General features: G+C 62.9%; 15 protein-coding genes. 7 read left to right on the top strand and 8 right to left on the bottom strand.

Features of this window, described 5'->3' with window-relative positions:
- Nucleotides 1-264: 264 nt before the first annotated feature.
- The 4 genes from RMP10_RS00750 to RMP10_RS00735 form a co-directional block, all read right to left on the bottom strand.
- Complete coding sequence (locus RMP10_RS00750) at nucleotides 265-1,380, bottom strand: XRE family transcriptional regulator (protein WP_310568612.1); 1,116 nt, start codon at nucleotides 1,378-1,380, stop codon at nucleotides 265-267.
- A 231-nt stretch (nucleotides 1,381-1,611) separates the two neighbouring features.
- Complete coding sequence (locus tag RMP10_RS00745) at nucleotides 1,612-2,283, bottom strand: hypothetical protein (protein WP_310568611.1); 672 nt, start codon at nucleotides 2,281-2,283, stop codon at nucleotides 1,612-1,614.
- 850 nt (nucleotides 2,284-3,133) lie between these two features.
- Nucleotides 3,134-3,382: a hypothetical protein gene (locus RMP10_RS00740; RefSeq protein WP_310568610.1), complete on the bottom strand. Its 249-nt coding sequence runs from the start codon at nucleotides 3,380-3,382 to the stop codon at nucleotides 3,134-3,136.
- Nucleotides 3,383-3,538: 156 nt separating this feature from the next.
- On the bottom strand, nucleotides 3,539-4,345 hold the full coding sequence (locus tag RMP10_RS00735) for a hypothetical protein (RefSeq protein WP_310568609.1): 807 nt from the start codon (nucleotides 4,343-4,345) through the stop codon (nucleotides 3,539-3,541).
- A 248-nt stretch (nucleotides 4,346-4,593) separates the two neighbouring features.
- Between RMP10_RS00735 and RMP10_RS00730 the strand changes: the two genes are divergently transcribed.
- Nucleotides 4,594-5,658, top strand: coding sequence for a DUF1353 domain-containing protein (locus tag RMP10_RS00730; RefSeq protein WP_310568608.1), 1,065 nt, complete (start codon nucleotides 4,594-4,596; stop codon nucleotides 5,656-5,658).
- Nucleotides 5,659-6,696: 1,038 nt separating this feature from the next.
- Here RMP10_RS00730 and RMP10_RS00725 read toward each other — a convergent pair.
- From RMP10_RS00725 to RMP10_RS00715, 3 genes are all read right to left on the bottom strand, one after another.
- Complete coding sequence (locus RMP10_RS00725; protein ID WP_310568607.1) at nucleotides 6,697-6,984, bottom strand: hypothetical protein; 288 nt, start codon at nucleotides 6,982-6,984, stop codon at nucleotides 6,697-6,699.
- Between the two features lie 94 nt (nucleotides 6,985-7,078).
- Nucleotides 7,079-9,181 carry an AAA family ATPase gene (locus RMP10_RS00720; RefSeq protein WP_310568606.1) on the bottom strand — a complete coding sequence of 701 codons (2,103 nt, stop codon included), beginning with the start codon at nucleotides 9,179-9,181 and terminating at the stop codon, nucleotides 7,079-7,081.
- Between the two features lie 706 nt (nucleotides 9,182-9,887).
- The gene (locus RMP10_RS00715; RefSeq protein WP_310568605.1) at nucleotides 9,888-10,022 is read right to left on the bottom strand and encodes a hypothetical protein; all 135 of its coding nucleotides are present in this window, start codon (nucleotides 10,020-10,022) and stop codon (nucleotides 9,888-9,890) included.
- Nucleotides 10,023-10,031: 9 nt separating this feature from the next.
- Here RMP10_RS00715 and RMP10_RS00710 point away from each other — a divergent pair, with 9 nt between their 5' ends.
- The 6 genes from RMP10_RS00710 to RMP10_RS00685 all read left to right on the top strand — a co-directional run bounded on the left by RMP10_RS00710 (nucleotide 10,032) and on the right by RMP10_RS00685 (nucleotide 19,833).
- Nucleotides 10,032-10,784 (top strand): hypothetical protein, encoded by a 753-nt coding sequence (locus RMP10_RS00710; RefSeq protein WP_310568604.1) that lies wholly within the window; start codon nucleotides 10,032-10,034, stop codon nucleotides 10,782-10,784.
- A gap of 911 nt (nucleotides 10,785-11,695) precedes the next feature.
- Nucleotides 11,696-13,432 carry a recombinase family protein gene (locus RMP10_RS00705; RefSeq protein ID WP_310568603.1) on the top strand — a complete coding sequence of 579 codons (1,737 nt, stop codon included), beginning with the start codon at nucleotides 11,696-11,698 and terminating at the stop codon, nucleotides 13,430-13,432.
- Between the two features lie 317 nt (nucleotides 13,433-13,749).
- Nucleotides 13,750-15,663: a recombinase family protein gene (locus RMP10_RS00700; protein WP_310568602.1), complete on the top strand. Its 1,914-nt coding sequence runs from the start codon at nucleotides 13,750-13,752 to the stop codon at nucleotides 15,661-15,663.
- Nucleotides 15,664-15,909: 246 nt separating this feature from the next.
- On the top strand, nucleotides 15,910-17,346 hold the full coding sequence (locus RMP10_RS00695; RefSeq protein WP_310568601.1) for a HEPN domain-containing protein: 1,437 nt from the start codon (nucleotides 15,910-15,912) through the stop codon (nucleotides 17,344-17,346).
- A 784-nt stretch (nucleotides 17,347-18,130) separates the two neighbouring features.
- Nucleotides 18,131-18,997 carry a hypothetical protein gene (locus RMP10_RS00690; protein ID WP_310568600.1) on the top strand — a complete coding sequence of 289 codons (867 nt, stop codon included), beginning with the start codon at nucleotides 18,131-18,133 and terminating at the stop codon, nucleotides 18,995-18,997.
- Nucleotides 18,997-19,833, top strand: coding sequence for a hypothetical protein (locus RMP10_RS00685; protein ID WP_310568599.1), 837 nt, complete (start codon nucleotides 18,997-18,999; stop codon nucleotides 19,831-19,833). The genes RMP10_RS00690 and RMP10_RS00685 overlap by 1 nt, the downstream gene beginning before the upstream one ends.
- A 447-nt stretch (nucleotides 19,834-20,280) precedes the next feature.
- Here the strand turns inward: RMP10_RS00685 and RMP10_RS00680 are convergent, their stop codons facing one another.
- The gene (locus RMP10_RS00680; RefSeq protein WP_310568598.1) at nucleotides 20,281-24,939 is read right to left on the bottom strand and encodes a hypothetical protein; all 4,659 of its coding nucleotides are present in this window, start codon (nucleotides 24,937-24,939) and stop codon (nucleotides 20,281-20,283) included.
- Nucleotides 24,940-26,055 lie beyond the last annotated feature (1,116 nt).

Below are 26,055 nucleotides of genomic sequence, written 5' to 3'. Positions count from 1 at the left end.
GAGCATCTACAACAACAAGCGGCAGCACTCTGCCTTGAACTATCGGTCACCGAATGCCTTCGAGGCCGATCACGCGCTCACCCTTTCATCCGGTCAAATCTCGACCCCCTGACTGTCCAACGAAGAGGGGTCACTCCATCTTCGGTGCAATATTCAATCGGCACTGACAGTTCTACCAAAAACAAAAGCCCCGCAACGGCGACCGAAGCTCCTCAAGACACGCCGGCCGGGGGACCATGCAACCCTCAGGGCCGCACCTGTCGCCTATTCGGCCCGCCCGTTCGGCCAGACAACTTGGCTGAAGAGCCGGTCGCCGTGGCGCAGCGTCTCAGCGATCTTGGCCGGAGCGTGCCCGTGCCGCTCAAGCTGCGCGACGCCGTGCTGGATCAGGCTCGGGTGCTCGAAGGAGGGCTCATCCGGCTCCTGAGTGCGCCACCCGTACTGGCCGATCTGCACATAGGCACGCCGGTAGGTGGCCTCGCTGTAGACGCCGAGATCGAACGCCCGTCGCACGATAGCTTGAAGCGACACCCCCCATCGGCGCTTGAGCGTACGCAACATGGGCCACGAGAGCCGTGTTGGGCACTCCGCCCGGAAGGGATTTGCGGGAAGCAAAAAGGCGCTCGCGAACCGATTAGCGACGTCTTCCAAGCCGGGGTCGCCGACCATGCAGTCCCGGTGGGCGATTAGATGGCCTAGCTCATGCGCCGCGTCAAATCGGCGCCGACTGCCCGAGCGGCTGTCGGTCGACAGGAACACCATCGGTCGGCCGCCGGCCCACACCGAGAAGGCATCGAGCCGTTCCGAGTGGCCCTGCACCTCGACTGGAATCACCCCATACGCTTCGAGCAACCCCACCATGTCAGAGATCGGGCCGAATCCCAACCCCCACGCGTCACGGACCGCGCTCGCGAGCGCCTCGGCCTCGTCGAGGGTCATGGCCGGGCGGGACAGTGCCGAAATGCCTTCGGCTGGGAACTCCAAGTAGTCGGCCAGATAGTGCACAACTTCTTGCACCAGCTGCCCGCGCGCGAGCACGTAGCGCTGCTCGCGCTTCGTCGCGCCGCGGCGGCGGCGAAAGTGGCAATGCGCCTCGGGCAGCGACGGCGGCGCGGCGGCGGCGAAGAACTCCGGGGGGACGCCCACTGCGAGCGCCAGCCGGAGAAGCGTCTCGATCTTGGGCTTGGCGGCGCCGTGCTCGAACTGACTGATCGCGCTCGGCGTGGTCCCGATACGCGCCGCCAAGTCCTTCACCTCAAGATTGCTGGCCTCCCGCGCAAGGACGAGCCGCGCGGGATTAAACGCATCAAGGCACGCCGCGAGGGCGTCGAGGTCCGTCGAAGAGAGATACACGGAAAGGGCGAAGGACGGGACAAGCATGCGGCAGAGCCACGTCGGAGGCAGAACGGACGTCACCATGGGCCACACAAGCGGCGAACCGTCCCCCAAGCAGAGGTGCTTGAGATAAGTTCGCCTGAAGGTCTACGGTCGGAGGACTTGTCATCGCAACGCCGGGCCCGGCGTGATGCTGCGGGGTGGGAATCTCGCCCGCACGAGAAATCGGGCGCGAGGTCGTACAGTGTCGTACGTCGTCGCGTGGTTACCAGCGAGCTACGCGCCTTCGTTCTCGCTCTGCTGTGCCGGCTTGCGCTTGAAGGGCAACATCGTCGGTCGGCCAACCGAAGTCGGCCCCGGTAGCACCGCGCGGCGTACGCTGGCCCCGCCTTCCTGCCCGACTGGCGCGGTTGGGGTCAGCAGAACGGTCGCGGTGCCCGATCCCCCCAATTTGAAGATCGGCTCGATGTATCCCCACCGGCTGATCTGTCCCCCGGTCTGCGCAACGGGCTTTTTGAGGAAGACCGCCTCGAGGCCCGTCTCTGGGCTCCCATAGTGGCCAAGCACTATAGCCACTTGGTCCCCTTCCACCTCACCCGAGAACAGCTCGATCTGCCCACAATTAATGTCTGCCAGCATACCGGCCCCGTTGTTGTTGCTCGGAAACGCGGTCCACGGATTGTCCGGAATCCGGCGCCCGCAGGCGTACGGCGCGACGATGAATGACCCGGCCTGCAGGCGGAACGCGCCCGTCGTCCCACCTACCACGGTGAGCCCGAGCGTCGAGTCCTGATCCAACACACGCCGGATCTGATGCGCCACGAACTTGAAAACGGTGAAGCCGAACCACTGCAAGTCGGCGCCGGCTTCGAGGTCGAAGAGCCTGCCGGCATCACGATACGCGACGTCGAGCGCCTGCACGAGCACGCCTCGGACGTGGGCGGGCACAGCGCACACAAGCTCACCTGCCAGCACCGGATCATTGGGGCGAGCGAACGGCGAAGGGTCGGGAGGGACGGACGCATCCATCGGCAATCCTCAACGGGCAAAGGAGGGAACTGCGCACTTTCCTACTAAAACATAAGTGAACTTATGGGATCGTCAAGGGCAAGCATGTCTGGTTGCTCGAGGAGGCGGGTTTCGCAGCAGGTCGGTGCCGTCGTCGCGCTAACGCGCCGGAGTCGATTTGGTGGAACGCGTCTGCCGACCACAGTGCTGTAATGCACCGGAACAGGTGGTCACCGTTTACCCACGAATACGTAGCAAGCCAGCGGCGGCCGACGGCGGCGAGCATCCGAATGGGTCGCTGAAATTTGCAAGGGCCCTTGCAAGATTATGGACAATCTCGGCGCATAAGACCCTGGTTGTCTAAACGGGTCTGTCCTTCGAAGCCTTGCTCAACGCGTTTCAGGCAGGCTTGCAGCCCACATCGCTAATACGCTAGGCGGATACCTCATCCCCTTCCGATGCCCCCCTCGCAGCATCTACCAGCGCCACCGCCGTCGAGACAGAGCACCGCCGACGGCGGCCAACGGAAACAGTCACACACGAACACCACACGAGACGAACCCAGTCGCACGGAGGAAGAAGCTGATCGTCCGCAGACCACGAGGAATAATTCGAGGACGGCCGAGCCAACACATTTTCCGTAAAGCAACAGTAGCGGGTGGAAGCAACGCCTGACGTAGATCTGCACACCCTGCCGATTGCAAGGCCGCGACAATCGTTGGAACCAAAGCAAGTGCTGGGTATGGGTGCTGGGTATGGGTGCTGGATACGTTTGCGCAGACCGGCGGCGTCAGTGGCCGTTCCGCGTACCGGGGCCGCCCAGGTGCCGAACTTCCAGCACTGGCGAACCCGCCGGCGCGTCGAGCATGGCCAGACGCGCGAGCCACTCGGAGGACGGCTCATACGGCGGCTCCGGAGGTGCCCCTAGCGGGAGGAGATGCCAAGAGAGCTCCGGCGGAATCGTCGCCTCTTCCTCGTCCTGCGCGCGCCGGAAGGCATCGCCGATGGGGTCGACCTCCGCGTCCGTTGTCTTTCGCAACCCAACGAGGTCGCGCTGAGTGGCGCCTGGATTTGCTGCAATGGTCCGCGCTAGCGCGCGCCACGCCTGCCCGGCCAGCGGTACCTCGCGCCCCGCATACGTTAAGTAGAGCAGACCGCTTTTCGGACCAGCCTCAGCGCGGTGGTACGCCTCCCTCTACCACGGGTCGACGGCATCGGCCGCGTCCGGGTCGTCAGCGTCACGGTATCGCGCCGCATCCGGCGCGCGCAGGTCCTCGACGTTCGGATACTTGACCCACAGCAGTCCCGGCGTCTGGCGATCATACCGCCGCACGGCCGCCGTGCTCAGCTTCACGATGTTCTGCCGACCACGGGCGCTCACCAGCGACGGCGCAATCGTGCTGAGCAGGTAGAGCACGTCTGCTGGAACCGAGTAGAGGGATCGCCCATCGATCCGCACCATGAGATCGATCTTGCGCTCGCCGATCAGCGCCGCATCGCGCCAGTCGTCGGCCGTCCGCTCGTGGAACGCGGCGCCGTCGCACTCGACGGCCACGCAAAACCCGCTCGGCGTCGTAAAGCAGAAGTCGAGAACAAACCGACCAATGGCCGTGTAGTGAACTCGCTGTTGTTCGACGCGCACGCCTGGCGCGAGGTGCGGGCGAAGCGCGTCGGCGAAGCGTTCCTCGAGCGGACTCCCGAAGGGGCCCGGAAACGGATTGCCGTCGCGGCCAAGGTTGGCGACGAAGGCATCGAGTAGGCTCGCAGTGGAATGCGGCATCGCGGGGTGTCCTGTGTAGTTCGAGTCGGTCAGCTCTGAACCACCGGGGAAGGCATACTCACCGTGACCGTCCCGAACAGTAGCCGAAATGGGGAGGAGCGCAATCGGACGCGTCGGCGACCGTTGACCCTGCACCGACCCTACCAAAGTCGCTCGCCACCCCACTTCGACGCGCCGTAGCGCAGCTTCCAGCAGCGCCGTGTGCGTGCTCGGCTGGCCCATCAGCGCATGGAGGGTGCCGCCGGCTCCGCGCGAGCTTGCCCGCACCGGCGCGAGCAAGTTGGTGCACGCGCGCGAAATCGGAGGCGCACCGCGGCGTGCCGCGCTGGCCCAACGCCACGCCGACAAATCCTCGCCGAACGGGCGAATCTGTTCGGACCCGCTAGACCGTAGCGCTTGGCAATGCGCCAAGTACGTGAATACACACTGCGGATACTGGTCGCGCCGTGGATCTGGACGGCATACCACTGATGCCTAGTCACAGCGTTCCCGAAACGTTTTCAGGACGTTCATCTTCGTTCCTACTGGAGAAGCGCATGCGCACTCAGTCCTCCGCCGATACCGCACGGTCATCGCTCTATCCCTGGCGCGTACTCCGCGCCGCATCGGCTGCGCTCATGGTGGTCGGGCTGACCGTGGTGCGCCCGCGCCTAGCGGAAGCGCAACTCGTCCAACAGCTTCCCGCGTCGCCGCAAGTCATCGCCGGTATCGTGCGAGACAGTGTCGGAAATGGCGTGCCTAACGTGTCTGTGACGATACGCGGCGCGTCATTGCCGACACCTCGCGGAACGCAGACGAATGGGCGCGGCGAATTCTCTGTCTCGGTCCCCGCCGGCGGGTCGTACACCGTATCGGTGAAGACGTTGGGGTTTGCGGCGCAACAAGCAACCGTCGTTCTCGAAGCCGACGTCTCACGCATTCTGGAGATCGACTTCGGTCGCGCGATCATCTCTCGAGTGGCCGCTGCGCCGAATTTGCCGTTTCTACAGCCGTTCTCGGATGCCGCAAACTGGGTCCTGCATACGGATTTGATCTACCGCGTTGGAGACACCAAAGACAGCGTGGTCGTTCCTGCGGGATTTGTGACCGATTTCGCAAGTATTCCGAAGCAATTGCAATCCATTTTTCCCGCACTCGGCCCGTATCTCGTTGCGGGGATCGTGCATGACTACCTGTACTGGGAGCAAAGTGCCGCTGGTTGCACGCGAGCGGAAGCCGATGGCATTTTCCGTTTGGTCATGATTGAAAACAACGCATCGCTCTTTGAGTACCAAGCGATGTATACCGTCGTTGACCTCGCGGGCGGGGGTTCGTGGGATGGCAACCGTGCCAACCGGCAAGCAGGCTTGCTGCGCGAGTTGCCGGTCAGCCGTCGTACGATCAAACCTTTGACGCGCTGGCCGGAGTATCGCGCTGCGCTGCATGCCGAGGGACTGCGCCCCGCTCCGGTCCGCGCGATTTCTCGCGCGTTTTGCTCACACGGGACTCGAGACCCACGGTCAGTGCTCTTCCGCAGGCCGCAGACGAATCGTTGAACACGGCAGCGTCGTCGTATACGCGATGCGCCGCTCGCACCACATTCCCTGCTCCACACCGGTGCGCAGGGACCTTAGGGAATGAACCACCTCTCAGTCGTAGTCAACGGGTCAGTGCATGCGCCTTCCGGGTCGACTTTGTAGCGCCGAAGCGTCTCCACGCCTGCCTGCTTCGTCCCGCCTCAGAGCGCCAGGAACGCTTTCCCGATCTCTACCTCTGCGCTCGACGGCAGCCAGCGCGCGAAGGAGCTCTCCCGCAAGTCTGCCGACGCTGCCGCCGATCCACGCCGCCGCGGCGGGTGTCGTGCCGAGATGAGGATTGAACGTGTGCAGGTAGGCCACGGAGCCATGCGGGCCGAAGAGAGCGACGGCGGCGCGCTGCAACAGCAGCACGCGGTGTTCGGAGGCGGTGGGTAGGCGCATCGTGCACCATGCGCACTTCGCGTCAGCGCGCCGTCATCAAGGCGTCGCTCGTCGACGATCCGCAAGCGAAGGCGGCGCTGAGCGAACGATATACGGGAGGCTCGGGCACACGGCCGAGTACGGCAGGGGATGCGACAGAGCAATTGGCGACGGTGTCGCGCTATTCCGTGGCTCGAACTCCGCTCAGCGTTCTCGCGCGCTTATCGGGACTGGGTGATCTGCGAACGACAGCGGACCGCCGCTTACGTCTTCAATCGCAAGCAGAAGCGCCAGCGCGGAGAACGGGCGTTCGACGGCCGGATGTCTAAAGAGGCACGCAATCAGCGACTCGACCGACTTCTCGAACGGGGTCCCGCGTGCACGACGCCGGTATTCCGCGCTAAGAAGATCGTTCGCCTCGTCCGCTGTCAGCGGTTCGATTATGCGCCAGTACCGCCGTTGGGCACGACGCAGCGGCACGGTTAATGCTTCGGCCTCCCACGAGGCCTCAAGTTCGGGGGTCGCAAACACGCGTGCGGGCATACGCTGAGCGTGTCACCGTGAGATTGCACAGCGCAATCGGACATCCGCCCCCCGCTGGCGGCATCCCGCTCCAACCACCCCCTCGCCCGAGCGCTACGGCGAGGCGAACTGACCCGCGGACAGATTGCGGAGTGCGGTGCAAGCCACGGTGACGGCTTCGCGCAGTGCGGCGTGCTGCGCGACCTGCTCCTGATGGCCTGCAACACGTGAGATGGCCAACCGTTGCCGCGCGTGGTCCACGGCGCCGGCGGTGTGAAGCGCTGCACGTCGCGCCTGCGGACTCACGAGCCCTGCGGCCGCCACCAGCTGCTCGATGTGCTGCATGTCGAACGCCACGCGCTGTGCATGGCCTGTCTCCGCATGGGCATCGTCAGCGCTCACCACGCACGCAAGCAAGTCGTCTGCGAGACGCCGTAGCTCCTCTTGCGGTGCCGGAGCCATCAGGTACGCGCTTCCGCTCGCACACGCGCCGCACTCACGTAAGGTCCGCCGTCAAGAACGCGTCGAACAGTTTGCCCCAGCGCTCCAGCGTGTCCGCCGACACCGCGCCGGCGCCTTGTCGCAGGAGCTTGGTCTTCACCCGCTTCGCCAGCTCGACCTTCCAGCCGAGTTCCAGCGCGACCCCGGACGCCGCGGCGAACGTCTCGATCTGTCCGACCACCGGAACGCCTGCCTGCACCACCTCATCGAAGTCCGAGTCCTGACCGCGCGCCAAACGTCGCACCTCCGGGCTCACGATGGCCACGGAGACCACATCCTCAATCTCGGCGCCGGCGAGGCCGCCCGCGTACACGTCGGCGAGCAACACCCGCGCTGGCGCACCCTGATACAAACCAGTACGCAGTTGCGTGGCGAGCTTGACGCCCGGCCCGTCGCTGTCGAGCAACACAAAAGGAAGTGCTTCCTCCGTGCCCGTCGTGATCGCGATGACCGCGGCGGCGCCGCGTACCCCGCCCGCCGGGACGAACACCAGCTCACGCGCGGGAGTGATCCGGCCTGCCGCGATCAACAATATTTTCATAGCGCTGAGATAGAGCTGGTCGCTCTGCCCCTCGACGACGACCACCTGGCACCCTTGCAGCAGCGTGTCCGAGACCGTCAGGCCCAGTGCCGCGTGCACCGGATAGATCGAGCGCCGCTGCGCCTCTCTCGACTGACTCGCCCGCAGGTCTGGCGACACGACGGTGGCCCCGGCGTCGTTCACATAGACCGCTTTCACACGGTCCAGGTGGTCGGGATCGACTAGGAACGGCGAGTGCGTCGTGTAGATGATGGAGCTCGTCTTGGCGAGATTCTCGAAGAACTCCGAGAGGTCGCGTTGGGCCAGCGGGTGCAGTGAGAGGCCCGGCTCGTCGAGCAGCAGGATGGCGTCGGCGTGTTCGTCGGCGCGCTCGACGAGGAAGATCAAGTAGAAGCTCAAGAACCACTGCAGCCCGGTGCTCCGGGCTTCAAGCTCGATGTCTTCTGGGCGGCGATCATCGGCGACCCAGATCCGGAAGTGATCGCCGTCCGCCTGGAAGCGAAAGCGATACTCCCCCTGCTTCCACCAGTCCTTGAACTCACGCGTCAACTTAGTGCCGGCCGACTGCAGCAGCACGCTCCGTTCACGCTTCTGCTCCGTGATTGTATGCAGCTCCTGCGGTGTCGGCTCGCGTCCGTTGACGCGCGGCTCGCGCCCGAGATCCAGAATCTCTTGCGGCTTGAGCCCCACGAAGTCGAACAACACTTTGAGCGTGCGAGTCTTCGCGGTCTCCTTGGAGCCCAAGCCCTCGCGCTTCATGTTCTCGATGACGTGAGGGAGGTAGATCTCCGAGTCGAGATTTCCGTAGTTCGAGTAGTACACGAACGTCGGCATCTCGTCGACCATGAGCGTGCGAACCGCCTGATCCTGTCCGGGATCGATCACCGTCACGTCGGCGAGCATGGTAGTGATGGCGTCGAGGAGCGTGGCGAAGTGCGGGACGATGGCGCTGCGTTTCGGCGCCTTCTCAAGATCGACCGTCAGCAGCATGTCCCGTGCGTGCGCGAGGTCCTGCGCGCCAACGGTCGCGCCGACGACGTCCACCTCGGCGCGGGCCGTGACGATGGCGGCGAGCAAGCTGGTGTGGAGTACCTCCTCAGGCTTCGGTGCATCCAAGCGCGCGATCTCTGTCGTTGCTTGGTCCATCGCCGCGAGCACGGGGGCGACCGGCATCACGCGCTTGTTGGCGGCCTTGGGGAAGCTGACCACGAAGCTGCCGTCGAAACGGCGCGTGATCTCGACCTCCGAGGCCACGTCGGGCGTTGCGCCGGTGCGAGCAACCACGTCCGCCGCGAGCACGTCATCTACCGCGAAGAGCGCCGAGATGAACGCGGGCTTTTCCTTGGCGTTGCGAATGTCCGTGAAGCGCGCGCGCGGATAATCCGGCACCGGCTCAATGGCGCCGTCCTTGGCTGGCTTCAGTTTCCAAAGCGGAAGCAGCAGGTTCGTCTTCCCAGACTCGTTGGTGCCGATGAGGGCGGTCACGTCCCCCGTGTCGACCCATCCACTATCCTCCACAGAGCGAAAGCCGGTGACGCGAAACTTGAGAAGCCGCATGAGCGAGTCGGGAGAGGTGACTGTGTGGGCACGGCCGGGGGCACGAGTCGTGGAAAGGAAAGATAGCCAGCGCTACTGCGCATCGTAGTCGCTCGCGACCGGCTGCGTCGGGATCACGTCGCAGCGGGGGCGCACCGCAGGTGACCGGTCGATACAGATCATTCGAGCATTCATGGCGCTCGCGCGACCCCAGCGACGTGATACTCGCTCGACGTCTGGTGCTGCACGCTGCTGGCGCGTCGGCGAGACGCACGACACTCGTGGAGCACCGTCTTCGACTCCGACGTCCGGGGATGGTTGGAGGGCCACCAGCGGGCGGAGCCTCTCCGCGGCGCGGCACGTGTGAAGACCGAGCACGAGTAGTTGCCCGGAGTTCTTTTCAAACCGTGCCGCCCGTTCCCGCTAGGTTCCGTCATATCTTCGCCTCTAGGCACCCTTCTGGAGGTCGCCCACCGTCCGGCTCAAGCACATGCCTGTCGATCTTCCGCCCAATCCTCTAAGGCGCAACGACCCGTGCTGGTGCGGTTCGGGCAAAAAGTTTAAGCGCTGTCATCTGGGGCATGAGACGCAGGCGCCGGCCTCCAGACACGACCTGTCCGAGCCACTCCGCTTGGCATATCGTCGTCGGGTTTGCTGGCATCATGGGGTAGACAGCGTCCCGTGCACGAGCGTGATCAATGCGCACTCGGTGCCCAAGGGAATGGCGCTACGGCAGATTGCCGAAGATGGCCACGTAGTCGGCGTGCGCCGTCAAACTTCGAGTCCAGGCGGCCCGCGTCAGCGAATTGGCCGTGTCGGGATCAACGACGCGTCGACCTTTCTCGGCTTCTGCCGAACTCACGACGATCAAGTGTTTGCGCCGCTTGAGAAAGCGGCGTTGACAGGGACCGCCGAGCAGCTTGGGTTGCTGCAGTATCGCTCCATCTGTAGAGAGCTGTACGCGAAGGAGGCGAACATCCACGGGCTCGGCGTCATCCGAGGCCTCGCGGGTCGTGGGTCCGCGCCGGCGGCGCAGCGCGAGGCCGTCGGCGAGTTTGACGCCTTCATACAAGGGACCCAGGAGGGGGTGGAACTCCTGCGTAGCCATAAGAGGGCGTTCGACGACGCGTTCCAGCGGGGCGACTGGTCAGATATGCACGGAACCGTGGTGTGGTTCGAGAGCCCGCCCCCGCTTATGTGCTCCAGTCTTGTGGCTCCTCATTATGACTTCGCGGGGGAGCGGCTCCCAGGCAGCACGGGGTGGTATTCAACCGACGACATGGTCTCGCTTGACCTGCTCGGCGTCGGGGAGCGTGGCGTGGCCATCCTCGCGTGGCGCACTCGAAGTCTCGCGCCAGGCGAAGCGCTCGCACGAACACTCGCTCATCTCCCGCGTGCTCTAGCGTCGGACGCCCTCGTTCGACTCGTCTTTGAGGGAACTGACAACTGGTACGCACGCCCGTCGTGGTGGACAACGCTTCCTGAGGCGACCCGCCGCGAGCTGATCCAGCGTGTCCCCTGCGGGGGACCGGTCCAACCGCATACCCCCCGGTGTCTTGCTCATCATACGACGACCTACGACATGCCTGCGGTAGTCGGGATTGACCACGTGAATTGGCGCTAATAGGCCACGCTCGAACGAGTTTGCGAGGAACCGCTGAAGGTCGGAGATCACCGTCTGCTGGGCCCGCCTCGCAGTGTGTCTGGGCAGGACGGGTCTTGGTCGCGCCTTCCATTCCGCCAACTCACACGGCAATCGTAAGGGCGCGGGGTAAGCGCGCAGCCCCACAGCGCCGCTACGCTAGGCGGAGACCTCATCGCACTCCCATGCCCCCTTCGCCGAAACCTCGAGCGTCAACGCGCGTCGCACCTCGTCTCGCGTTGGAAGCAGCTGATCGCCCGCCGACCACGAGGACTACTCCGAGGACGGTCGAGCCAACGCCTTTTCGTAGAGCGACGACAGCGGTTGGGATCAAAGCAGGACGTCGCTCTACCAATATTTCCCTCTGTAGCGACTCAAAATCGGCAAAAATCAAAGCAGGACGCTGCTCTACTAATTCAGCCCCCACGAGGCTATTGAGCCCTAAGACACGTGAGCCTGCACGCTCGGCTTCTCACGAGTGCTCTGCCCTACCTCCGGGAATGAAAATGCGCGGGCTCGAAATTGACGAGGCCGGCGTGGCGTGGCTGTGCTTCGTTGCGCCGCTGTCGTCACCTCGTAAACGCGGTCCAAAGCCCATGCCCCGATGATCTTCTTTGGTCGTGAGACTCGGAGCTCCCTGCCGTCTGACGCTTCGGTCGCGGCGCGCCATGGGCTCCTCGCGCGCACCGTTGAGACGCACACACCGCTGTGCGCTTCGCTACGCGCTCGCGGCGGCGCAGTAAAGAGACAGGTTCTACAGATACACCGCGCCAACCTCTCCCACCTCCACCATGCCCCTAACGTCGTCAACACGCCGGTCACGCTCAGTCACCGCCACGCATGCCCGTGGTCTTCCACAGACTGCGGCCGCAGCTTCTCTCGCGGAGTCAGCGATGACGTTTAGCTCCGCAGTAGTAAGTCCGCTGAAGTTGGCGATAAGCTATGCCCGCCAAAGCATCGATTTTGAGGAAGGCATTGACCGACAGCACGAAGTGAATGCGCAGATCGCGGAGAAGCTCGGATACACGATACCGAAGTCGCCCGAGTATCGATTCAGAGATAACAAGGTTTCGGGCACGACCACGCGGCGTCCAGGTTTCGACCCGATGATCGATATGATCACTAATCGACGCACTATGGCGTGCGCTCTCTTCGTTCGCGAGCGCGACCGGCTGGGCCGATGGAATAACCCAAAGCGCCACGCTTACTACTCGGTATTGTGTGCAGACCATGGAGTTCCAATCATTGAGAGCACCAACATTGACCAGACTGATTGGGAGTCCGACCTGTCAAACAATATCGAGTGGCGAATGCTGAATGATTGCATGGCAAGCCTGCATGCTCGCCGCGAACGCATCAATATTATCTCCAAGACGAATCAGGGTACTCGTGCACGAATCAAACTAGGGTTCTATACGCTGAAGCGCCCGTTCTTCGGTACCGAGCGATGGCTTGTTGACGAGCAAACGCGGCGACCAATTAAGCGCCTTACTCCCGGACAGGCCGAGTCGCGCGCGGGCGCACGCGTGGCGCTTCGATGGGCCACCGACGGGTCGTTAGAGGTCGTACGTGAGATATTCACGTGGCTTGGCACCGGCCGCTCTTTGGGTTGGATTGCCCGTCACCTTACCACGCGCGGTACGCCGGTCCCGGGCGCACGCTACGGGTTGTCCACGCCCGGCCAGCCGTGGCACAAGGAGGTAGTTCGCAGCGTGGCGCGCAACCCGATCTACTACGGAGATCTACTCTACGGCCGTACTAGCCGGCGTTATCAAGGTCAAACTCCGGTTGCAGCGACAGAAGCGAAGACCACGGAGTTCGGCATGATTCTGTACGCGGGCTTCATGGAGGACCCTCCAATCGGCCGAAGCGAATGGGAACTTGTTCAAACCCATCTCGATCAAAACACTGCTGACCGGCAAGCACGGTTCAACGCGAAACGCAGCTATCCGCTGGGGGGAGCGATCTGCTGCGCGGCCTGTCAGTGCAACTACCAAGGCTTTCAATCTGCTGTGGACGCTCACGGTGTACGACGACGCTATTACCGTCACGACGCGTCGTCACCGCGTCGTCGCGCGCATTGCGTATGGCAGGGACGATATGTTAACGCATCGGAGCTTGAGTCGAATGCCAATGATCTGCTGCGAGCGTTGTTGAGCTCCGGAACCTTTGCCAGCCTTCTGCGCGATGCGGTCGGTAGTGCCAACTCCCGTGGGGACGGTTCGCAGAGCGAATCTGCCTTAAGGCAAGCGCAAAAGCGAGCGGCGAGCTTCGCGGCGAAACTCCGTAATGCCAACGCAGCGATTCTGCGCACCGAGAGCGTCGCTGCCATTCGCGATTTAGAGAGCCAGCGCGACGAGTTCGCGCGCCAGCTCGAGGCATCGCACTCACGGGCTGCGGAGTTGGCGAGGGCACCGGACCAGATCGCGCAGCTATTGCACGCGCTCCCACAAGTCGCCAGCACACTCAACACATTCCGAACTACAACGGGCGACGCGACGTCTGAGTCCATGACATCGTTGCTTCGATACATGATCCCAAAGGTGCTTCTGGACCTTGATCGCATGGAGGTGGTCTATCGAGTCCGTGCCACGCCGAGGGCTCAAGGCATCATCGCGAACCGGCCTTAGCAGTCGCCGAGTAGGCTTCCATATCCTCGCGACAGCCCGTGCGAATTTGCAGAATAGTCGCCGGTGCCGCGATACCGTCTCCACCAGTGAGAGGACCAACAGACTCACTTCTTGGAGGCACTGCATGCACGCGAAGTCGTTTACGGTTGTCGTCCATCGGATCACGGATCTCCAGCACGATGCGCGCATCGTTCATGCGCTGCTGCCTCTGGCACTTGAGCACGCTCGCTCCGCGAGCCAACTACTGACGCCAGTTCTACGCGAAGCGAAGCCGCGCGCGCGTCGTTCGGACAGCATCAGTTCAATGGTCTCGACCCATGCGTAAAGCGCCCCTTGCATCACTAGCAACGGTCGGCGTGATCGCCACGGAGGATGTCCATTCCAATACGTCTGTCCAGCAGGCGCTCGCGTCGTCGCGTTCGCTGAGAAGCGTGACGGCGCCCGCTCTCATCACCCCTCGCTCTGACGGTCGCGCACGGGCAACCCGTACGGCCAATTTCGTTAGCGGTCAGACGGCGTTCGCGCCCACTGGAGTTCGCCTCGCCTTCAGCTATGCGCGACAATCTGAAGAATTCCCCGACGGAATTCGGCGGCAGCACGAAGAAAACGCTAGAGTCGCGGCAGGGCTTGGATTCGCGATCCCGGACACCCCAGAATTCCGCTATTCTGACGACGAAACGTCCGGTAGGCTCAAGAGCCGAGACGCATTTAATCGGATGCTCGACCGCATCGCGAGCGAATCGAAGCCGGCCAGCGCACTATTCATCAGGGAGCGGTCACGCATCGGCCGTTGGAATGATCCACGACGGCACGACTACTATGCGGTCTACTTTGCGGATCGTGGCGTACCGATTGTGGAGAGCTGCGACCCTCAGTGGGTCGATTGGGACAACGACACCTCTGATGAGGTCACCCTTCGCTTTCTGCACAGTACTCTCAAGAGTATTCAGTCGCGCAACGAGCGAATTGAGATCGTTAAGCGTACCAATCGCGGCACGCGTGCCCATATCAAGCAGGGTTTCTATTCGCTCAAGGCGCCATACTACGCGACGGATCGGTGGGTGGCTTGGGCACACACGCGCGAACCCATTCTCAAGCTCGATCCGGGCGTGAGTTATGTGCGAGAGGGGTGCGCCATCATCTTGCGTTGGGCGACCGATGGATCGGTTCAGGTGGTCCGAGATATTTTCGGATGGATCCTTGGGGGTCGCTCACTAGGGTGGATCGCCGCAGAATTAACCCGAAAGTGCGTTCCTCCTCCCGGGGCACGCTACAATACCGCGCGCGTCGACGGACCATGGCACAAAGAACTCGTTCGCAAGATTGCGCGAAATCCAATTTACCGCGGGGACCTATTGTATGGCCGAACGAGCCAGCGGTTCCGGGGTCAAGAGGCGGTTTTGGCCCCACAGGCTCAAAATGACGCGTTCGGCAAAATCCTCTACCTCGATTTTCTTTCGGATCCCCCGCTGAGTCGTGGGGATTTCGAGGCTGTCCAGGAGCGATTGGAGGCGAACCTGTATCAGCATGAGGCTCGCAGCAGGACGAAGCGTAACTACCCCCTGTCCGGCGTGCTGGTGTGTGCCTCCTGCCGTCGCGGTCTACACGGATTTGGCTCGGCGCCCAATCGCGTCGGTCAGGTGCGCACCTACTATCGACACAGCATGACCCGCGGTGAAGGATCGCAATGTCCGCACGAGAATCGGTACATCGCCGCAGCGCCGGTCGACAGTGCGCTCGTGAACATCGTGCACGATGCCCTCGCCTCTGATCGGCTGCAGCAGCTGGTCGCATCGGAAGTGACGCGCTATCTCGACGATCCGCGCCAGCGCAGGCGTGCCGAGGAACGGCACGCGTGCGCCAGCGAAATTCGGGAGCTCGAGCGCGAACTAGGACGACTTTCGGAAGAACTCGGACAGTGCACGCAATCGCACTGGGAGCGGTCGCTCCGTAGTCGCAAGGATCGCATCGTCTCGAAGCTCGAAGCCCTTGAGGCAGTCGGCGCTACGCTCGCCCAAGAGGATGCACGACTCGCCGCGATAGAGCGCGGGCTTGCACACCAAGAAGCGTATTCGGCCACGCTGTACACGCTGTACGGCCAAGCTCCCACGCTCGTACAGCGGCGCGTACACGAAGGGCTCATTGAGGCGGTACACGTCGACTTCGCATCGCGGCAGGTACTTTTCACGACTCGCTCAAGTACGCTAGGCGCCGAGGCGTGTGGAGATTAGGACTGCGGGTTCTCGTAAGGCATGTGGCACGCGATGTCGTCCCGAATCGGTCACGCTGACCGGCGCGCTCCGGGTTCTTGAAGTCCGAAGCGCAGATATCTGACGTCGGATCGACCGGCAGCTTCGTGCGGTCGGCCGTTGGGGCTCTTCGGAGGACGCAATGCGTTAGCGACAGGTATTGGCACAACAGCGAAGATCACACGACGTCCAGCTGATGGCGCCGCACCGTGGCGTTAGGTCGCCACGATGAACGGGATTACGCAGGCGGCAATGATGGCCGTAAAAGCCTGGGGCATGTTCGTGCCTAGGACCGCAAATCGTGATTTAGCGACTAGATGCCGGCGAGGATCCCTTTTCTTCACCTGCGGGTTTCGCGCGCTTGCGGCGTGGTCGAGCGAGCAATCAGCAACGGTGGGCGCTGGCCACGATACAACCTCGACCCGAATCGATTTCATGGATCTCACTTCGTACCTGCCGCTAATGCTCGCGAGAGCCGTGGCGTGTGTACCTGAAACCGTAACGTTCTCGCAGGACGTTACGCAGTGGTTTGCGGTAGCTAAGCGTGACCCAGACGGCGCGACGGCCATGCTGCATCACATCGTCTTCCACGATCCACTTCTGCAGCACCTCTACGTTGCGGACGACGGTGCACGAGACCCAGTACGGCGGCTCGCATTCGAGTACGCAGTTTGGTTGTTGTGGCGCGCTCGCGTGCGGGGCGTCGAACCCGCGTTGCGCGAGTACGAGGAGCTTCGCTCCGCGTCACACTTGGGCTACCACGCTGTCGTGGTGCTGCGTCATCTGACGCTGACTGGAGCGCACGACTTAGGCCGAGGTATCTCCCTCGTTCCGTGGGATGATGTGCCCCTTACGGGCGCCAAGGAGGCGTTCACGTGGCACCGCTATGCCCGTGCCAACGCGGTGAACGGACACGCCGCGCTAATCCTTCACTGGCGGCAGCGCAACGTACCGTTTGGCACACCGGCATACTTCGCGAATGACGGTGGCCCTGACGTGGATGCCGCGCCGGTACTCTTCGACGCGCTCGCGGCCATGTCATTCGCCACGGACATTGCGGTTGTGCCAGTGGCCCTCTATCAGCAGCAGGACCAGAACCTTCCGTGTCCGCTTGGCTGGTCACCCTTTCGCGCGCGCGACCCCCATGGGAGCGCCGCGTGGAGCGACGCGCACACAGCCGCAACGCGTGTCGTGGTTGAGGAGTTGGGACAGCTCACCTCTCACTTCAGACGCGCAATGCTCACCCTGTCCCGTCATCTCGCGGCGGCCGTCCGCGCCAGCGGTGATCCGGCAGAGGCGTGCGCTCAGCTTGGCATTGCCCTAGAGACAACATTCCTCTCCGAGACCGAGACCAGCGAACTGCAGTACCGACTCAGCACACGAGCAGCCCGATACGTCGGTGGAGCACTTCTTTCGGAGCGTCAGCGGCTTCGCAACACCGTGAAGCATTTCTACGAGTTGCGCTCCAAGGCAGTGCATCGAGGACAGTTAACTGAACGACAGATGCGCCGAGATGCTCATGGTGCGATCATTCGCGAGACCGCGCAGATTGTTCGCTCAGCGGCACGAAAGGCTATCGCGGCGCGCCATTTCCCTACCTGGAGCGATTTCGATCTCTTAGATGCGACGGATGGCGCACCGCGAGATGATTTGTTGCGAGCCTAGATCCCGTCGGCGAGCTCTTGGGACCGTGGTCAGTTGCCTTCGAGTCGTTCCGATCTGAAGCGCTTCTCGTGCGGGCTGATAGTCGCGAGGTGAGATGGGAAGCACGCCGACACGCGGATTTGCTTCGCGCGTAACTGCGCGTCGCGCGAACTGCTTCGCTGTGCTATCGCGTTGTGCCACTGATAGCTGCACGCCGTGTGACAAGCTTTGACATCGGAGATCGCGCGCGTTTGCCAAAAACAATGCCAGGCGACTCAGCGTGATTCATTGATCTTCGCCGAGATAATAGCCGCATTTCTCGCCGGCAACCCTTGCGTGGCAGCCCATGCGGGGGTCCTGCGGCGGAGGCTTGAGCTTCTCGCCACTTATTGCGGCACCTCGACCATTCCACCGCAACTGTCGTCTTGGCCAAGTGCCTGGCGCCGCCAGGCCGGCACGTTATGTCCCGTCCTCCGAGTGCCCGTCGCGCTGGCCGGCCTTCGCGGACGGCGCGATACCCCAGGATGTTACGTAATCGGCCGACTGGTCATCGGCGGGCACCGGCGCTCGGTATATCTCCAAGGACACGCTCGCGCGCCCTTCCCTCTCGCTCTGCGATGGGTCACGCGTGTGGGCTCCACCTAATTCCTCACGGCGAATCGCGATGGCTTCCAGCGTTAACAACGCATTTTACACGTTCCTGCGAGACACCGTCAATCTCGACCGTGACGAAACGGCGGAGGCTCGTCGGAGCCGAGCGTGGCTCCAAACGCAAATCGCGCAGCTGCCGCTCCGGCGAGACGATGTGCCCGCCCTCTATCCCGACGTGGACATCTTCTATGGCTCGTTCGAGCGTCGGACCAAGATCCAGCCGCTTGATGACATCGACCTCGTCATCGGAATGATGGGGCTCGGCGGGACGTACGAGGCGAGCGGCGCCGAGGTGCGGGTCACCGCGCCAACGGGCACAGTGCTCAGTACTCTTTGCCACGACGGCACCGCGCTGCTGAATTCTCGCAAGGTGATCAACGCATTCGTTCGCGGCCTCGCCGAGATTCCCCAATACGAGCGCGCGACCGTTCACCGGAATGGATCTGCCGCCGTGCTCAATCTCAAGTCGTATCCGTGGAGTTTCGATATTGTCCCCGCCTTCTTTACGACACCCGAAACGGACGGAGTCACCTACTACATCATCCCCAATCAGGACGGGCACTGGATGAAAACGGATCCGCGGATTGACCGAGACCGAATTCGGACGATAAACCAAACGCACGGCGGGCATGTCCTGAATGCGCTGCGCGTGATGAAGTACTGGAATCGTCGGCCGACCATGCCCACGATGCCGTCGTATGCCTTAGAGTGCCTTGTTGTACGCCACTATGAAGTATCGGCCCTCTACGGCAGCACTGCGACACCCTATGTCGATGTCGAAATCCGGCGACTCCTGCGTGCGTTAATCTCCGATGTGCATCAACCGGTCTCCGATCCCAAGGGCATTCAGGGCGACCTGAACACGATGAGCTGGCCAAGCCGAGTCGCGGTTGCTGGGCGAGCAAGCACAGACCTGCTCCGCGCCGAACAGGCGCAGGCTGCGGAACTGAGGGGCGATCATCGAGAGGCGCTCAATCACTGGCGCGCCGTTTTGGGGCCCGAACTCCCAGCATTCAGCTAATGGGCGACGAGCAACCGACAACTGAGTCGAGGCTTGATGTTCGGCGCATCAACACGGCGCAGTTCGAGACCGCCAAGCGCCGTTGGCAGACGTCGCTTGTCTTAAAAGGCATTCTCTTCCTCCTCGGTGTGACCATTGCGTTAGGTAATACCGTGTGGTTCGCCCCATGGGTTATGGTGGCGCTGGCGCTGATTTCCGAGAGTCTGCAGATCCTCTCCGATCTGGCAAAGGGGGACGCCGAGTCCGTTCTGCGCATGCTGGATCGTTGCCGCACGTTCGGACGCCCAATCTCGCACGCCGAATTGCGAGATCTCGTTATAGCGGCGCCACGGCACACGAGGATGGTGGCGACTGGCACCGCCGCCGACGAATACTTCACGGGTAGCGCGCCGCCGGGTCCGCGTCGTGCCCTTGAGGGCGTGCTTGAGTCCGCGTGGTACACCCGGCATCTGTCATTGGCGATGGCGCGCGTCTACGCAGCGCTAGTGGGTGTCATCGTGATTGCTTCGCTGGTCATGCTCGCGGCGGCGCCCCGCTATACAAGTGCGGCCTCGCCCGACGCGGTCGTGAAAGCCGTCGCGGCGTGGCTCACCCTGTCGGTCTCGCTCGGTATGATCAAGAACGTCATCGCATACTTCCGTATGGCAAGCCGCTGTGAGCGTACCGTCCATTCGACCGAGCGTCTGCTTGCGGTTGGGGACGTCACGGAGACCGAGGCCGTGCGCCAATGGTATGAGTACCAGATCGCGCGGGCCGGAATGCCGTTGTTACCGGAATGGCTGTGGACACGCATGCGTTCTCGACTCGGCGAAGCTTGGCGGGCGCGAGCGGAGTGAGCGCGGCTTTCGCGGGCAGCACCTGGTTGCGCGACGTGGCGGCGTTGCTGCGCGCCAACGTGGTTGGTTCCAGCTCGGGTGGTGAGCGCGTAAGCGACGAGCCGACCGCTCACCACATCCCTCGACGAGGCCGAACGTCGCCAGGCGATTAATTCCCTGGTGGATCACCGACAATCGTCCTTTGAAGCGCAAAGTGTTCGCGGGCTAGCACTCCCACCCCGTTCAGTCCGATGTTTGTAGCCACACCGAAACGATCACTAGGGCCTGACAATGCGCGGAACGCGCAAACATACGCCGGCCGTAGTGGTCCGAAGCCACAGTCAACATGCAGGCAGCGACGTCTTGCCGGAGCACACGCCGTCCGCTGCGTCAATACCGCCTGTTTCTCATATCGGAGCAACGACCCTGGTGGGCATACCCGCCGCAGCCCGGCCGCTAGGGCCCCTCTCACTCAAGTTCGTCGGCTGCGCGCGCTGTTCCGCTCCGCTGACGCCGGCCGTAATCGCCGATGGCACGATGCAGATCATCTGCTGGTCTAGGCAGACCAAATAGGGTCTTGCCACGCTTCGCTGAACGATCCTTTGTCGCTTTAGCGACCCGCTCATCGACCACATCGCGATAGGAATTAAACGCATCGGACTCGGTAGCTAGGCCGCCACGTACGTCGCGCAACACACGCCAATCGGCGACACCGGCCCCCAAAAACGCCAGCCGAAAGAGCTCGACGCCATCGGTAGTGGCCGCCGCTCGCCCAAGCCAATACCGGGACCACTGGTAGCGCGCGGCATTTCGTCGTGCTACGGTCGCAATCTCCTCGAGGACTCCACCGCCCCAATACGATGCTAACTGCGCGTCCAGGCGTTCGGGATGCGTGCGGAGGCCGGTAATCGTGAGCGCCCGCGCAATGGTTGCCGGAGCGCCGCGGATCCACTCGGTGCACAACATATCTAAATGACCTTCCGCACCGGCGGCCTCCGCAGCCTGAACGAGAACCTCTATCTCAAGATCAGACTTGCAATTGCTCCACAATTCTCGGCGGACGGGCTCAACTTCGGCGACGTCCGCGGAGAACAGCGCGAGCACCACCGGATCTACGTCGTTGATCGTCACGGAGAATCGCGTTTGTCGCCCCGTCACTTGACGAAGTACTCGAGCGGCTAGCGCGGGATCATGCCGTGAGGATGCGGACGCAAGCGCGGCGCACAGGCTACCTCCGATGTACCAGTCACTGGCCGTCCCACGCGCAACCAAAACGCGTAAGAATCGAAGTACGAGTTCTGGGTTTCGGAACGTATAGTCATTTAAGAACTTGAGCGGAGGCAATTCTAGCAATGCTAGGTGGCCGGCCTGATCATGTCGTCTCGAAGACGCTCCGAAGGAGATGATTCCATGTGGCATTAAGGGTTCGCCGCGCAATGTGTTCTCGATGATCTCGTTCAGCAGCAAGTCGAGCACGGCAACGGCGGCTACGTCGCCATCGCCGGCGAGTGCTGCCAGTACGTTAAACGGCAATGCTTCGTAAGGTATTGCTGTCGGTCGGGCTGCTGAGCCACGCTGGCGTATCACGGCACAAACAACGGCCCGTGCATAGCGCGGATCATCTAATTCGCTTTTAAAATGCGAGCCACTCCGAATTGCCTCTCGAAATACAATCTCATCGAGCTCCAACTCGTCGGCAGTGGCTGCCACCGCCGCCGCGCCGGCGGAAAGGTCCGGGTCCGTACTGATCAGTAGCGTCGCGACGCGCGCACGCGCACGCTCGGTGAGCGGTGAGCGTGAGCGGGCCACGAAGAACAGCGTCCACCGGAGAGGCCCAGGCGCAGTCACACACAACGCGTCCTCGGTCTCAGTCGCGGAGAGTGGCATCAAGTGACGGCCCAAGAGCAGATACAGCGGCATATCACCCGGAAGGGATTGAAGTAGCGCCAGCTGCTCCTTGGGCGTGACCAGCGCCGTGAGCGCCGACGTGTAATCGGCACGCACGAGCTCAATCTCCGTCAAGTCTACGTCTTCACCAAGCGATGCGTCGCGAAGTGAGAGTCTCTCAGTCGTCTCGCGCAGTGCGTCCGCAAGCGACGGTTCAAGCAGTGGCGAGAGCCAATCAAGCCGCCAGCCGAGTTGGCGCAAACCCATCCAGTCGCGATTCGGAATGGTCGCAACGATTCCTCGCAGCGTCGAGCGCATCACCTCGGGAGCAAACCGCGCGAGCGCAGGCAAAAGGTCATCAAGCGTGGCATCCTCCGTTGTCACAGAGAAGTTCGTCCAGACGTCGAGTGACGGCAGACCATCTGCGGCGAGATATGCGTCGCGCAACTCCGCGCTCGGTGGCGCGCCCGGATCATATGGATTCGTCGCACAGAACCGCGACACGGACCGCCATCGATGGCGTGACTCGAACGTGTACCAACTCGCGGCGTCGGAGGCTGCATGCATATCCCCGCACATACGAAGCAACATCGCCACTGACTTGCGCACCATCTCGGATGCGCCCGAAGGTCCACTCGGACAGCAGATGCGGATTGTGTCGCGAAGTGCAGCCGTCGTTTCCGCTGGATCTTCCGGGTTCAACAACAACAGCCACCGAACGTCGTCGTATGCGTTCGGGAATTCAGGGGCGAACCACTGCACCAGCGCCCACGCAAGGATTCCGTGAGCTTGCGGCGCTATTGGCAGACCAACCTGTAGCCGGACTGCGAGTCGAGCGAGGGGAGTTCCCGGCGGAGTCTGCTGCTCGAATGTGTATGTGTGAACGAACGCGCGCTCGCTCGCGGCAAAGGCATCCCACGCCGCATTGCGCGCCGCATCGCGGCCCGCTTGACGCTCAACGTCTTGAATGACTCCGAGCCGTAGGGAGAGCAGCGGCGACCACCCACCCAACCAGCGCGCAATCCGTGGTTCGCGCGCGAGCGCGACGGGTCTGCTATCGGCAGCATCGCGCAGCACTTCAACGAGCGCATAAGCGCGCTGGAAACGTATCTGCTCCGACGTGCCTTGCAACGCGTCGAAAAACGCATCGGGTCGGTCGATGACATATGAGCCGAGGCGCCCGACTGCTTCATCGTCAACATTCTGGAGCGCGAGCGCAGCGGTCACGAGCACTTGTCGCACTATCGGACCTACCTGCTCACGCAGACACGCAACGGCAATGGCCGCCACGATCACGTCGGCCGTTTGGTCGACCCCTTCCACGGGATCGAGTATTTGCCGCAGCTGCTCCGTGAGTTCTAGCGCCGTAGCCGATGGGCGCACGTTTACAAGGTCCTGCAAATCATCCGTCAGCAACAACCCAAGTGCAAACGGCAGCGTCTCGGCGCGAAATGTGTAATAGCCAGGTCGACCCGGATCCGCCGAGAGAAAGCGCCCCTCCGTGATTTCCGATAGATCGGTGCGCGCGCGCGCGCGCGAGTCACGCTGCGCGACCACCGAGTAACCGGCCCATTCGGAGGACGGAAAGCGAATATCCATTTCGGAAAGGGCTCGCCGCGCGTGGCGACGGAGCAGTTCATCAAAATCTGCTACTGAATGTACCGGGCGTCCGCTTCGTTCCGCGCGATACACACGCCAATACTCAAACAGTATTCGCTCACGCGAAAGAGGACCGGTTGGGAGCAACCCTCGTGAAGCGATTTTTATCGCTACATAGGCAAGGCGAGGGTTTCGAAGAAAGGTGCGAAGAGCGTTGTCCCAGCCAGTACTGTCAACACCGTTAAGTCGCAGGAGTTCGTCGAGTTCCAAAGTGGTATACTCGGGCACAGCGACCACGAGCGCTTCGGTCGTTTCCGTGAGCGTCTCCGCGAGGACAGCGTGCCACGTGTGTGGACGCGAGGTGACGACCAGCAGTCCCCCTAAGTCGCGCGCAACTTCGGCATACCTCGCAATAAGGTCGCCCCATGCTGCGACGGGATGCTCGTTGAGCCCGTCTAGTACGATGAGTAGGCGCGGCAGCGCTGCGCATTCGTCGGATCCCGATCCTCTCCTTCCGAGTCGCGCCCACCGACTCAGTCGACGTTGCCACTGCGCGACGCGTTGCTCGTTGCAGTCGACGTCCTGCGCCGCCAACAACTCCGCAAGCGTCCTGAGGGAATTAGACGTTCTTGCAAGTGCGAGCGCATCCAAGCGCGGCCCTGAGGCGTGCACCGTCAGCGGCGGCGAGACGAGAGAACTCCACCAGTCGGCAACCAACCACGATTTGCCCACCCCTTCCTCACCGGTGACAACGACCACGCGTGGGAGCGTAGCCCGTCCTTCAGCCGAGGATCCATCGCTGCTGGCCGCGCGCACGTCGAGCGATAGCGGCGTGCGCCGAGCGTGTATATGCGCGGCATGCGCCTCTCGCGCGGCCTGGGCGAACGCTTCAAGCGACGCTTCGCGGCGAATCGCCGGGAAGGCAGGATCACGCACGGCGAGTGGTTGCCCCATCGTGCGAATTGCCTCGGCACGGCGGCTATGCAGATTTCGGAGCCACGTGGTGGTTGCCCGCTGCGCCGCTGCGAAGCCCAGAGTCGGTTGGTGCAACTCCGCCGTTAATGCCGCCGCTGTACCGCCATAAGTGGGGGCCCGGCGAACCTCGTCCAACCATGCACGAAACACAGCCACGGTGGCGCCGGTGCCGTGTTGTTCCCACCATCCGACGCAGTTCTCTTCTGCAAGCGCGAGCAGCACGGCAAGGCGAGGTACCCCTCGTGCGCTCCAATCGAGCATGAGGAGCGTGACCCCTGCCCCCTCGAGCACTTCGGCGAGGTCGGTTCCGACCTGATCCGCGAGTGGAACGGTGGCGCCCAAGACCCACAGGTCGAGCGCCCCCGTCGGGTTCAGAATAGCCCGCTGCGCCTTGGCCAGGAGTGCCTCAGATGACAGCCGGGTGTCGTAGCGTTTGGCTTCCATGGCAATGGCGAATGTCGCAGCCGCTCGCGACGCGGCGGCAGGCGACGCACCGTCACGCCCGCGTTGATCTCCAGCGTTGGCAAGCACGATGGGCAGGCCACTGGCCGCTTCGAGACACGACGCAAGCAGCCCCTCGAATCCATTATCTCCGGTTGCGATAAGCCCAAGAATTGCCGTGCGAAGCGGCTCGAAGGGTCCGATGATTTGACGGCGAGACGACATACGTAAGGCTTACGTCTGCGCTTGCTGCGCGCAAGCGCTCTCGATTTGCGCTCGGCGGCGTCCTGACCGCGCGCAGGATAGGCATCGGAGTAGCAGCCAGCTCTTGCGTTCTGGTACTCGTACATGCATGCCCATCCCGCCGCCTCCGACTTCCATTCTCCCGTCTGCTGCTCTCATTTGCGCGTGGGCCAGCATTAACCTTTACAGCCTCGCCTTTAGTGGCGGCGGTCATCCCGTGCGTCGTCTTGCGCGCCTGCGGTGCTTCGGTGCGTTGGCGATGGGCTTCGGCGCGAGCAGCGGGCTTGCCCTCATTAAGGTGACCGGAGCGTCGCCTGAAATTCCATTGAGGCTCATAACGCTGGCACTCGCCGCCCTCGTCCTACTCGTTCCCGTCGGCGCAGCCTTCTCGCTCGTCGCGCAACTATACATCATCCACCGACTGCGTACCCCGCGTCGGACGTTCACGTATCATGCCTTCCGTCGACGGCGCGGCCCACGCGGCCCAGGACAGCCACGACTGCGCCGACTGCAGCCCCAGTACGCTCCGCCGCCTGTACCCGACCTCGGTACGCGCGTGCCGATCCAGCACGTAGGACAGCGGGTGACGATCACGGCTACCGCGAGTACGCAAAGGAGGGCGACCTGCGCCCACGAGAGGGAGCCCACCATAGACCGCAACCGTTCAACTACCCCGCTCAGCAACGCGGCTGCGTCACCGGAGATGCGGTCCGCATCGATTCCAACCTGAGCTAGCCGCATGCGTGCGAAAACCGTTGCGCTCATCGTCGCCGCGCGTGCTGATTTTCCATAGCAATGGATTCGGGTGATGGGTGAGGCTTGGCGTTGTGAAGCCAGCGCTCGGCGTTCGCAGACATCGAGAGGCTCCGACTGAATGCAGTCCGACTGCGCACCCGTGAGGCTGGACTGGAACGCGCAACTTGCGGCGCCGAGCGCGGGTCGGCGAATGCGCGACCATATGTAAACGGCCCGGACTTGCGAGCGGTTCGTATTGCGGCGTTTCGCAGGCGTTGACCGCCACCGAGTGCGCTCTCCCCGGAATCACCGCCGCCTGCCCACGCCTCATGCCCGCAACGGCTAGGCCGGACCAGCGCGCGC

The organism is Gemmatimonas sp. (assembly GCF_031426495.1).
GTDB lineage: Bacteria > Gemmatimonadota > Gemmatimonadetes > Gemmatimonadales > Gemmatimonadaceae > Gemmatimonas.
This window is presented reverse-complemented; position numbering and strand designations above follow the sequence as displayed.

Bases quoted from the DNA above. Each gene is read 5' to 3' on its own strand.
- RMP10_RS00730 (WP_310568608.1), top strand. From the start codon at position 4,594: ATGCCTAGTCACAGCGTTCCCGAAACGTTTTCAGGACGTTCATCTTCG.
- RMP10_RS00695 (WP_310568601.1), top strand. From the start codon at position 15,910: ATGAACGGGATTACGCAGGCGGCAATGATGGCCGTAAAAGCCTGGGGC.
- RMP10_RS00735 (WP_310568609.1), bottom strand. From the start codon at position 4,345: ATGGGCCAGCCGAGCACGCACACGGCGCTGCTGGAAGCTGCGCTACGG.
- RMP10_RS00685 (WP_310568599.1), top strand. From the start codon at position 18,997: ATGGGCGACGAGCAACCGACAACTGAGTCGAGGCTTGATGTTCGGCGC.
- RMP10_RS00750 (WP_310568612.1), bottom strand. From the start codon at position 1,380: ATGCTTGTCCCGTCCTTCGCCCTTTCCGTGTATCTCTCTTCGACGGAC.
- RMP10_RS00705 (WP_310568603.1), top strand. From the start codon at position 11,696: ATGACGTTTAGCTCCGCAGTAGTAAGTCCGCTGAAGTTGGCGATAAGC.
- RMP10_RS00720 (WP_310568606.1), bottom strand. From the start codon at position 9,181: ATGCGGCTTCTCAAGTTTCGCGTCACCGGCTTTCGCTCTGTGGAGGAT.
- RMP10_RS00700 (WP_310568602.1), top strand. From the start codon at position 13,750: ATGCGTAAAGCGCCCCTTGCATCACTAGCAACGGTCGGCGTGATCGCC.
- RMP10_RS00680 (WP_310568598.1), bottom strand. From the start codon at position 24,939: ATGTCGTCTCGCCGTCAAATCATCGGACCCTTCGAGCCGCTTCGCACG.